Genomic DNA, 10,233 nt, shown 5'->3' on the forward strand with positions numbered 1-10,233 from the left:
GACGTGCTCAGATCGCCGGTCGCGGATGGGACTGAACGGTTTTGTCCACCTCGGGCCGCCCATCGGTCGCGGGCACCTCCGCGGCGGTGTAGTCATGCGCGGCGAGGTCGTCGTGCGAGTCGGTAGCGGCGTCCTTGCCCGCATCCGTTGCGGTGTCCTCCCGCACAGCCGGTTCCGCGTCCCGCGAACCTTCCCCGCCAACCCCGTTGAGCAGCAGGTTCAGCAGGAACGCTGCGATACCCCCGGCCGCGATTCCGCTCGACAGCACTGTCTGCATGGGCACCGGCAAATGGCTGTAGAAATCGGGCGCGCCCACCGGCATGAGGCCGAAGCCGAAGGCGATGGCGACGATCAGATGATTGCGCGGCCGACTGAAATCCGCTGCGAGCATGAACTTCACGCCGATCGCACCGAGGGTGCCGAACATGACTATCCCGATACCGCCGAGCACCGGCCCGGGCAGCGAGGCCACCACCGCACCGAGCTTGGGCATCAATCCGATGATCACCAGGATCACCCCCGCCCCGGCGACGACATAGCGGCTCATTACCCGGGTGATGCTGACCAGTCCGACGTTCCCGCCGAAGGTGACGAAGGTGAAGGAGCTGAACACCCCGGCCAGTGCCGTGCCGAGCCCGTCGGCGCGCAGTGCCCGGGCGATATCACGTGGTCCGAGCTCACGTCCCACGATCTCCCCGGTGGCGAAGGTATCGCCGGTCGACTCGACCATATTCACCACCTGCACCACCAGCATGGGCAGGATGGCGGCCACCACGAAGACCGGCGCACCAAACGAAAAGGGATGTGCCAGACCGAAAATCGGCGCGGCGGAGGTGGCGGAGAAATCGGTGAGACCCAGTGGCCACGCCGCCAGCGTGCCCACCGCGAGCGCGATGAGAATGGCGAAGCGGCCGATGGCGGGGCGGGCGAGCCGTTCGATCACCACGACGAGCACCACGGTGCCGAGTGCGAGCAGAAGTCGTTTGGGCGCACCGTGATCCGCGGCCGTCATCGGCCCCGAGATCAGTCGCGAGGTCGACGGCAGCAGCGAGAATCCGATGATCGCGATGGTCGTGCCGGTCACGATGGGCGGAAAGTAGCGCGCCAGTTTGGCGAACCACGGTGCGACGATCCAGGTGAGAACGCCGACCACGATGGTCGCCCCGAAAACCGCGGGCAGTCCGGCGTTATTGCCGACGATGATGGCCGGGGTGATGCCGGTGAAGGTGGAACCCATCACAATGGGCAGTCGCACACCGACATTGAAGATCCCGATCGTTTGCAGCAGTGTCGCGACACCGCTGACCAGAACGTTCGCGGTGACCAGCGTGGTGACCTGGGCGGGGGACAGACCCAGGCCCGCACCGATGACCAGCGGCACGGTGACCATGCCGGAGTAGGCGACGATCACGTGTTGCAGGGCGAGGGGGATCAGGTGCCGGATCGGCGGGACGGTGTCGACGGGATGACGGGGTGCGGTGGACCGGTTGCGTTTGAGGGGGAAACGGGTATTCATTGGGTGACTCCTGGACGAGCGGTGCGACGCGGGGGACGGCGTCGAAAGAGGTTGGGCGGCAAGCACTCAGCGCGATAGCGGCTGACGTAGTGCTTGCATGCCGGCCCGCGCGACCAGTTGCTGTGCCCGCTCCCGGGCCTCGTCGATGGCCGCGTCCTCGTCGATGAGCAGGCAGCGGCCGTGCTGATAGACGATGCGGCCGCCGACGATGGTGACCTCCACATCCGCACCGCGCGCGGAGTAGACCAGCGAACTCACCGGATTGTGAACCGGCTGAATATGCGGCCGGTCGAGGCCGACGACGATGATGTCGGCGAGCTTGCCGGGTGCGAGTACGCCGGCATCGATTCCGGCGTATTTCGCGCCCTCGCGGGTGGCCAGTTCGAGTGCTTCCTCGGCGCGGCACGCGGTGGGGTCCCCGGTGGCGAGCCGCTGCGCGTAGACCGTGAGTTTCATTGCCTCGAAAAGGTCTTGGCGATGTCCGCAGCTGGGCCCGTCACTGCCCAGGGCGACTGTGGCACCGAGCGCACGCAGGTCGCGCAGCCGTAGCGTGCCCGACGCGAGATAGGCGTTGGAGGAAGGATTGTGGGCGATCTTGGCACCCGCGATCGCGACCTGTTCGATCTCCTCGGCGTCGAGCCAGATGGCGTGTGCGAGCGTCGCGCGCTCGTCGAGCAGTCCGGCCTTGGCCAGCCATTGCACCGGCCGCACCCCGTAGGCGTCGAGGTAGCTGGTGGGATCACCGCTGCTCTCACAGCAGTGGGTGTGCCAGTGGGTGTCGAATTCGGTGGCCAGGTCCACACACCCGCGCACCACCCGCTGGTCCACATAGGCGAGATTGAGTGCGGCGGGCCAGATTTCGACCATCGAACCGCGCGGCCGCTGCTGCATGGCCTCGCGCGTCATGGCCAGTTCGCTGGCGGTGTCGTAGCGGAACAACCCGTCGGGCTGCCCGCGACGGGCCGCGATCTCGGTGCGATCACCGAGCATGCCGCGCGCCACCGCACCGCGGAGCCCGGCCTGTTCCATGACCTGCGCTACCGCCATGGTGGTCGTCAGATCACTTGGTGCGTAATGATTTTCGATGATCGTGGTGGTGCCCGCGCGCAGTGCCTCCACCACGCCGAGCCGTGCGGCCGCTATCGCGTCCTGTGAGGACATCGCGATCGAGTAGGGCCACATGAACTCGCACAGCCACGGCACGATGGACATGCCTTCGCCGAGTCCGCGGGCCAGGGCCTGGGCCAGATGGTTGTGCCCGTCGACCAGGCCGGGCAGTACCGCTTTGCCGCGGCAGTCGATCACCGAATCGGTTCGCCAGTCGGCGAATTCGTCGTCCGGGCCGACCGCGACGATGCGTGATCCGCGGATCGCGACGGTGGCGTGTTCGTGGATGGTGCGGGCGTCGTCGACCGTGATCACGGTCCCGCCGGTCAGGAGTAGGTCGCAATGGGGGGTGGTTGGAGGGGTCATAGCCGCCTGTGCCTTCCCTGGCGGCGCGGCTGTACCGAGCCGGGCCGCCTCAATCCGTGGCGTGGGAGCTGTACTCCCACCAGAACGCGGAGTTCTGGTGTGCGCCGAACGGTTTAACCCAAGTCGGGAGGTCACCGGCAATGCCGTCCGGTTTCGTTGTACCGGAGGCACATACATGTAAACCGGGCGGAAAGTCATTTGTCAACGGCGAATTTTGACCAAGATCACACCTTCGCCACGAGATGTCATGTGCTGAACTGGCTTTATGCGAAAGCCATGCGATCACGGATTACATGCAATCCGTTGACGCGCCCGCCGTAGCTGTGGTCCACTCGTGCTATCGAGCCCGCCGGTCGGGCCAGGCTCGACCACCGTGGGAGGCGGTGGCCCGAAGGTGCGTGTGATTCGCGGCCGGGGACCTCATCCCGACCTGATCAGGAGAAATCATTGTGATCATCGATACCCACGTACATCCGACCAATCTCGTGGACGAAGCGTGGCGCCACACCGGTGAACCATTCACCGGCGAACGCGTGCTGAAGATGATGGACGGCCCGTTCTGGATCAACGGAAAACCCCGCCGGGTCGACGTCAGCTGCATTATGCCGCCGCCGGGCAATACGGCCTGGCGGGAAGGCAATCGCAGTGGCCGCGAAGGCATTCGCGATTACCAGGCCTATATCACCCGGCTGGTGCAGGAGTATCCGGACCGCTTCGTCGGAAACTTCATCTACAACCCGCGATTCGGCCCGGAGAACGGCGCCGCCGAACTGGCCTTCCATGTGCGCGAGCACGGCTACAAGATGATGAAACTGCATGCGAACATGCACTCCTACCGCCCGGACCGGGCGCTGGACTGGCTGCGCCCGGCCCTGCGGGTCTGCGACGAACTGGGCGTGACCGTGCTGATTCACACCGGCGACGGCCCGTATTCCATTCCCACGCAGTTCTATCCGATCATTCGCGAGTTCCCGAATGTGAACTTCATTCTGGGGCACTTCGGGGTGCAGACCGGTGGCGTCTACTGCTTCGAGGCGTTCTGGATGATTCAGGATTCGAAGAACGTCATCGGTGAATCCGGATGGCTGCTGCAATCTCGCATCGTGGAATTCGCGAAGGAGATGAAGAAGAGCAAGATGGTCTTCGGCACCGATTCCCCGCCCAATGAACCCGGTATGTGGGCGCGTGAACTCGAAGTGCTGTGCCATGAGCCGCCGCAGGGCCTGAACCTGTCCGAGGACGACCTCGAGGGGTATCTCGGAAACAATATGGCCAAGTTGCTCGGACTGGCTCCGACACCGCCGCCGAAGGATCAGGCCGAGGCGGAGGCGTATCTGCGTGGTGAGGTTCCGCAGGCCTCGGCCGCCAATACCCACGCCGACCACTACAGCGGGTACACCCCGTCGGCGTGGGCGGAAGAGGCAGCGCTCGGCTGAGTTTCAGCGCTTCACCCCGGCGACCCGGCACCCTCGCGTGCCGGGTCGCCGGACGCGCTGGAGGCGTCCGCGCCGGTCAGCGAGGGCTTGCGCCGGCGCGGCGCGTCCGGGGTCGTCTCATCGCGGAACTTGGCCTGCGAGAGCCGGATTCGCAGCCGCGAGATATGCCGCCGCGCCGCCGCCTCGGCCAGTTCCGGATCACCCGTTGCCATGGCGGCCACGACCTCCGCGTGCTCGTCCAGGGCCAGCCGTGGTGCGTCGGCATTGCGCCACAGCGAATGCAGGGCGATGTGCGAGCGCCCGGCGATCGGCTCCAATGCCGCGTTCAGATGCGGATTTCCCGCCACCTCGCGCACCAGCCGATGGAACCGCACATCCAATTCGATATGGGTGGCCTGGTCCGCACCGGCGGTCAGCGCGCGCTCATGCTCGGCGACCGTGTCCCGCAGCGCGATCAGCCCCGCGCCGTCCAGGCGCTCGGTGGCCAGGCGAGCGGCCAAGCCCTCCAGCACTTCCCGCACCACATACAGTTCCCGCAGGTCGTCCAGATCGACCTGGCTGACCTGCGCGCCGCGGTGCGGTGCGTGCACCGCCAGCCCCTCGTAGATCAGCCGCTGCACAGCCTCGCGCACCGGGGTCCGGCTCACCTCGAGCTGGCGGGCCAGTTCGGGAACGCTCAATGCCGTTCCGGGGGTGAGTTGATTGCGGAAGATGGCGGTCTTGAGCGCCTCGTAGGTGCTCTCGGTGAGCGACGCGGTGGCGGAAATGGCCGCCAGGTCAGGCGAATCCGTCATCACGGCGGCCTTTCTTCGATGCGGTCGGCATATTACATGCAATCATAGGGACCGCCGGTATAGACTGCCCCGAGGGGTCCGGTAGGGATGCACCGCAGGCTGTGGTGGGTGAGTTTTCACGGGGATGGACCGGAAACCTTCCGCTTGATTTTCCGGCGTCCAGTACGCCGCACAGCCGCAGGAGCCAGCTCAATGCCCGAAATGATTGGCACACAACCCATCCCGATCGCGCACAGCGGAACACCCACGCTGGTGCGTGAGGCTCGCACCAGCGCCGGTCTCGGCGTCGGAGCCAGTGCCCGGCGTCCGGACGGATTGCTCAAGGTGACCGGCGAATTCGCGTACTCCTCCGATCTGTGGATGGAGGGCATGGTGTGGGGGAGTACGGTCCGCAGTCCACACGCTTCGGCGCGGATCCGGTCCATCGATGTGAGTGCGGCGCTGGCGGTCGAGGGTGTCTGCGCCGTGCTGACCCATGAGGACGTGCCCGGCGCGAAGACGTACGGAATGAAGATCGCCGACCAGCCGGTGCTGGCCATGGACCGGGTGCGCTATCAGGGCGAACCGGTCGCGCTGGTGGCGGCGGACCATCCCGAAACCGCCCGGCGGGCAGCGAAATTGGTGATCGTCGACTATGAGGAGTTGACTCCGCTCACCGATCCCGAACGCGCGCTGGACCCGGAGGCGTCGCCGATTCACGATGGCTCGAATCTGGTGCGGCACGTGAAGATTCGGCACGGCGATATGGAAAAGGCCCGTGCCGAAGCCGAAGTCGTCGTCACCGGCGACTACGAGGTCCGCATGCAGGATCAGGCGTTCCTCGGACCCGAATCCGGCCTGGCCGTGCCCAGCCCAGACGGCGGCGTGGAACTGTACGTGTCCTCCCAATGGCTGCACAAGGATCTCGAACAGCTCGCACCATGCCTGGCCTTGCCGCCGGAACAGGTGCGCCTGACCATGGCGGGGGTGGGCGGAGCCTTCGGCGGGCGCGAGGATCTCTCGGTGCATGTGCACGCCTGCATGCTGGCCCTGCGTCTCGGCAAACCGGTGAAGATGGTCTACAACCGGTACGAATCCTTCTTCGGGCATGTGCACCGGCATCCGGCGAAGATGTACTACGAGCACGGTGCGACGCGCGACGGCAAGCTCGTCTACGTCAAGGCACGTCTGGTGCTCGACGGTGGGGCGTACACCTCGACCTCGCCGGTGGTGATCGCGAACGCCTCGTATTTCGTCGCCGGTGCGTACGAGGTCCCGCATGCGGAAATCGATGGCCTCGCGGTGTACAGCAATAACCCACCCTGCGGTGCCATGCGCGGTTTCGGTGCGGTCCAGTCGGCGTACGCGTGCGAATCCAATATGGACAAGCTCGCCCGCGCGCTGGACATGGATCCACTCGAGCTGCGCCTGAAGAACGCCATGGTGACCGGTACGGTGCTGCCCACCGGGCAGCCGATCGACGGTCCCGCGCCGGTGCGGGAATTACTGGAATCGCTGCGGGACCGCCCGCTCCCGCCCGCGGAGACGAGCTGGGATGTGCGGCTGCTGCCCGGCGGCGTCGGCAATGTGACCCACGGCGAAGGGATTCGGCGCGGCATCGGCTACGCGGTGGGCGTCAAGGCGATCGGCTACTCCGGTGGGGTCGACGACTATTCGACCGCGCGGGTGACGCTGTCGGTCGCCGCCGGGGAGCCGGTGGTGTCCATCCACACCGCGGCCGCGGAATGCGGTCAGGGCATCACCACCGTCCAATCCCAGATCGCCACAACGGAATTGGGGGTGACCAACGTGGTGGTGCTGCCCGCCGACACTCAAATCGGCGATGCCGGTTCCGCCTCGGCGTCCCGCATGACCTGGATGTCCAGCGGTGCGGTGCAGGGTGCGTGCAAGCAGATCGCGGCCGAGGTGCTTCGGCGCGCGGCCGCCGCATCCGGACGCGGTGCGTCCGGACTTGCGCTGCGGGACAACGTCATCGCCGATGTGCTGACGGGGGCGACGGTGGCGACCATCGCCGACACGGTCGGTGCGGACACCCTCGAGCGGATCTTCGAATATCACCATCGCCCGACCGAGGGGATCGACCCCGAACGCGGCCAGGGCAATGCGCACATCGCCTTCGCTTTCTGCGCACACCGTGCCGTGGTCGATGTCGATGTGGAACTCGGTTTGGTGCGGGTGGTGGAGCTGGCCGCGGCGCAGGATGTCGGTAAGGCGATGAATCCGATGGCCGTCGAGGGCCAGATCGAGGGCGGCAGCGCGCAGGGGCTCGGGTTGGCGCTGATGGAGGAGATTCTGTTGGATGATCAAGGGCGGGTGCGCAATCCGTCGTTCACCGATTACCTGATCCCCACCATCGCCGATGTGCCGTCGATGCCGATCACGCTGTTCGAATTCCCGCATCCGGACGCGCCCTACGGTCTCAACGGTGTCGGTGAACCGCCGACGCTGTCCTCCACCCCGGCCATTCTGAACGCGCTGCGGGATGCGACGGGTTTGGATCTGCCTCGGGTTCCGGTGCGACCGGAGGATATCGCGCTGGGCGTGCCCACTCAGCTCAGCGATAGCGCCAGATAGAAGTCGACTCGGTCTTCGAAGCGGGACAGGTCGCGACCGGTGAGCTCCTCGATGCGCGCGATGCGGTAGCGCAGCGTATTCACATGGACGAACATCAGATTCGCGCACCTGGCCCAGGACCCGGACTCATCGAGGAACGTACGCAGGGTGAGCACCAGATCGGCGTGATGTTCACGGTCATAGGTGAGCAGCGGTTCCAGCAGGCGGGTGCGGAATTTGCGGCCGATCAGCTCGGGAACGCCCGCGAGCAGCATTGTCCTGGTGGCCAATTCGTGCTGACCGATGACGCAGCTCACCGCCGCGTGCGCGGCCAACCCGCAGGCATAGCGGGCTTCCTCGACCGCGGCGCGCAATCCGGTCCGATCCGTCTCCGCGCTGATACCGACGCAGATCCGATCCTCGCCCAGCCCGGGCGCCAGGGCGGCGACGGCGCGGCGGATATCGGCGTCGACCTCGCCGGCCGGAATCAATGCGATTGCGGTGCGGTCGATTACGCCCGCGACCGCGTGCTGGCCGTCGAGCAGGTCGATCAGCAATGCCAGTGTGTGGTCCTCGCGCAGGGTGCCCGCTGTCAGGGCGACCGCGACGTAGCTGCCGCCCGGGCGCAGACCGGTCAGTTCCAATGCCGAAATGAGCTGTTCGGGTTCGGTGTCGGCCACGATCAGTTTGATGAGTCGCTGCGCGACCCTGTTCTCCGCGCCGAGCCGCTCGTCCTGGCGTTCGCGTTCGGAGGCGACCAGTGCGCACAATTCACCTGCCAGAGCGCGCCTTTCGGCGGACCAGTCACTGAAATCGGCCGCGAACACCAGCAGCCAGTCCAGTACCCGAGGTGTGTGTTTTTCGTCGGCGGCCACGATCGAATAGCTGATCTCGTCCTCCCGCAGTACCGCCGGGAAGCCGCGCGCGGTGAGGAAGGCGGCCGCCGCGCCGTGCGGTGGCGGCTGCGGTCCGGCCACGACGCGTCCGGTCGCGGACATGATCCAGCAGCGGATTCCGAGGTCGCGGTGCAGCAAATCCAGTACCGGGGTCAGTCCGTTGCCCGCGATATGGCGGCGGTGCCGATCCAGCATGGCGGTCAAACCCCCGGCATGGCCGGTGGAGAGCTCGCGGTTGAGCTGTTCGACCACGGCCGAGAAGCTGACCCGTTCCGGCACGCGCAGCAGTGGCACCCCGTGCCGACGGCACGCGCGCACCACATCGTCCGGAATCCCGCCGTATCTGGCCTGGCCCGCCAGCATGCCTGCGACACCGGCCGTGGCCAACGCGTGCACGAAGGTGTCGCTGTCCGACGGTTCGTGTCGCCAATGCATTCCGGTGACGACCAGCTCGCCGCCGGACAGGTAGCGGCTCGGATCGAGCAGGTCGGTGGTGACCACCCAGCGCACCTCGCGATCGAGGTCCGCGTCGCCGGTGACCAATTCGAACCCGAGGTCAGCGAAGGTGAGCACGGATCGCAAACGCATACATCACGCTAACAGCTCGATCGTGAATGCATGACGGAACGGGATAGGTTGTGGTGGAACATGATTCGAGGTTTCAGCGGTCGGTGACAACCGGGTGCGCCAGGGTCGGCGCCGACCGCGCCGATGGTGCCGAACACCGAGGTGACGGCGGCGCGGCGACAGGATCCCGCGTCGGCGCGGTGGCATTCGCCATGGTGCGCAGCAGATCCGCCGCAACACTGACCGCGATGATCGCCGGTTCCTTACCGGTGATCTCCGGTAACCCGATCGGGGTCTTGATGCGGGCGAGCGCCTCCGGTGCGTGCTTGCCCTCGGTGATGAGCCGATGCCGGAATCGGGACCATTTCGCGGAGGATCCGATCAGACCTATGGAGCCGAGTTGATCACGGCGCAGTGCCGCGTCGCAGAGCGCGGCATCCTCGGCGTGATCGTGGGTCATGATCAGTACATGCGTACCGGGCGGGAGTTGGGCGAGGATCTCCTCCGGCAATAGCGGTGTGTGATGTACGTGCACCCGCGCCACGGCATCGGAGAGCACCCCAAGTCGCTCCGGCTCGAGCATGTCCGGGCGGGAATCGATCAGGTGCAGGTCCAGATCATGGCGGGCCAGAATGCGCGCCAATTCCAAGCCGACATGGCCGATTCCGAAGATGGCCACCGCGGGCACCACCGTCAGCGGTTCCAACAGGATGGTGACCTCGCCGCCGCAGCATTGCACGCCGTGCCGGTTCAGCACCTTGTCGTTGAGGGCGAATTCCATCAGTTCGGGCTCCGGATCATCGGTGCGGGACAGCAGTTCACGGGCGCGATCGACGGCGACGGCCTCGACATTGCCGCCGCCGATCGAACCCCACGTCCGTTCCACGCCGACAACGAGTTTCGCGCCGGGTCGCCTGGGTGCGTGACCGCGCACGGCGGCCACGGTGACCAGCACACCGGGTTCGCGGCGGTCGCGCAGGGGCGCGACCGCCGTCACC

At 66.4% G+C, this 10,233-nt stretch carries 7 protein-coding genes; 2 read left to right on the plus strand and 5 right to left on the minus strand.

The features are described 5' to 3' along the window. Positions 1–7 precede the first annotated feature (7 nt). Together ACFC4D_RS27460 and ACFC4D_RS27465 are read right to left on the minus strand one after the other, a co-directional pair. The gene (locus tag ACFC4D_RS27460) at positions 8–1,516 is read right to left on the minus strand and encodes a uracil-xanthine permease family protein (protein ID WP_376067814.1); all 1,509 of its coding nucleotides are present in this window, start codon (positions 1,514–1,516) and stop codon (positions 8–10) included. A 66-nt stretch (positions 1,517–1,582) separates the two neighbouring features. Next, positions 1,583–2,989: an amidohydrolase family protein gene (locus tag ACFC4D_RS27465; protein ID WP_376067816.1), complete on the minus strand. Its 1,407-nt coding sequence runs from the start codon at positions 2,987–2,989 to the stop codon at positions 1,583–1,585. Positions 2,990–3,438: 449 nt separating this feature from the next. Between ACFC4D_RS27465 and ACFC4D_RS27470 the strand changes: the two genes are divergently transcribed. After that, complete coding sequence (locus ACFC4D_RS27470) at positions 3,439–4,425, plus strand: amidohydrolase family protein (RefSeq protein ID WP_375960295.1); 987 nt, start codon at positions 3,439–3,441, stop codon at positions 4,423–4,425. Positions 4,426–4,436: 11 nt separating this feature from the next. Here ACFC4D_RS27470 and ACFC4D_RS27475 read toward each other — a convergent pair whose 3' ends face one another. Beyond that, entirely contained in the window at positions 4,437–5,219 is a 783-nt protein-coding gene (locus ACFC4D_RS27475) for a GntR family transcriptional regulator (protein WP_376067818.1), read from the minus strand. A 192-nt stretch (positions 5,220–5,411) separates the two neighbouring features. Here ACFC4D_RS27475 and pucD point away from each other — a divergent pair, with 192 nt between their 5' ends. Next, positions 5,412–7,793: a xanthine dehydrogenase subunit D gene (gene pucD / locus ACFC4D_RS27480; RefSeq protein ID WP_376067820.1), complete on the plus strand. Its 2,382-nt coding sequence runs from the start codon at positions 5,412–5,414 to the stop codon at positions 7,791–7,793. Here the strand turns inward: pucD and ACFC4D_RS27485 are convergent. Together ACFC4D_RS27485 and xdhC are read right to left on the minus strand one after the other, a co-directional pair. After that, on the minus strand, positions 7,769–9,256 hold the full coding sequence (locus ACFC4D_RS27485) for a PucR family transcriptional regulator (RefSeq protein ID WP_376067822.1): 1,488 nt from the start codon (positions 9,254–9,256) through the stop codon (positions 7,769–7,771). The genes pucD and ACFC4D_RS27485 overlap by 25 nt on opposite strands. Positions 9,257–9,329: 73 nt before the next feature. Further along, positions 9,330–10,233, minus strand: a 904-nt coding sequence (gene xdhC / locus ACFC4D_RS27490; RefSeq protein WP_376067823.1) for a xanthine dehydrogenase accessory protein XdhC, incomplete at its 5' end; no start/stop codon positions are given.

The sequence above is a fragment of the Nocardia sp. NPDC056000 genome, assembly GCF_042269265.1.
Lineage (GTDB): Bacteria > Actinomycetota > Actinomycetes > Mycobacteriales > Mycobacteriaceae > Nocardia.

What these genes read in the sequence shown, in the direction of transcription:
- ACFC4D_RS27460 (WP_376067814.1), bottom strand. Translation starts at nt 1,516, where the DNA reads ATGAATACCCGTTTCCCCCTCAAACGCAACCGGTCCACCGCACCCCGT.
- ACFC4D_RS27465 (WP_376067816.1), bottom strand. Translation starts at nt 2,989, where the DNA reads ATGACCCCTCCAACCACCCCCCATTGCGACCTACTCCTGACCGGCGGG.
- ACFC4D_RS27475 (WP_376067818.1), bottom strand. Translation starts at nt 5,219, where the DNA reads ATGACGGATTCGCCTGACCTGGCGGCCATTTCCGCCACCGCGTCGCTC.
- pucD (WP_376067820.1), top strand. Translation starts at nt 5,412, where the DNA reads ATGCCCGAAATGATTGGCACACAACCCATCCCGATCGCGCACAGCGGA.
- ACFC4D_RS27485 (WP_376067822.1), bottom strand. Translation starts at nt 9,256, where the DNA reads ATGCGTTTGCGATCCGTGCTCACCTTCGCTGACCTCGGGTTCGAATTG.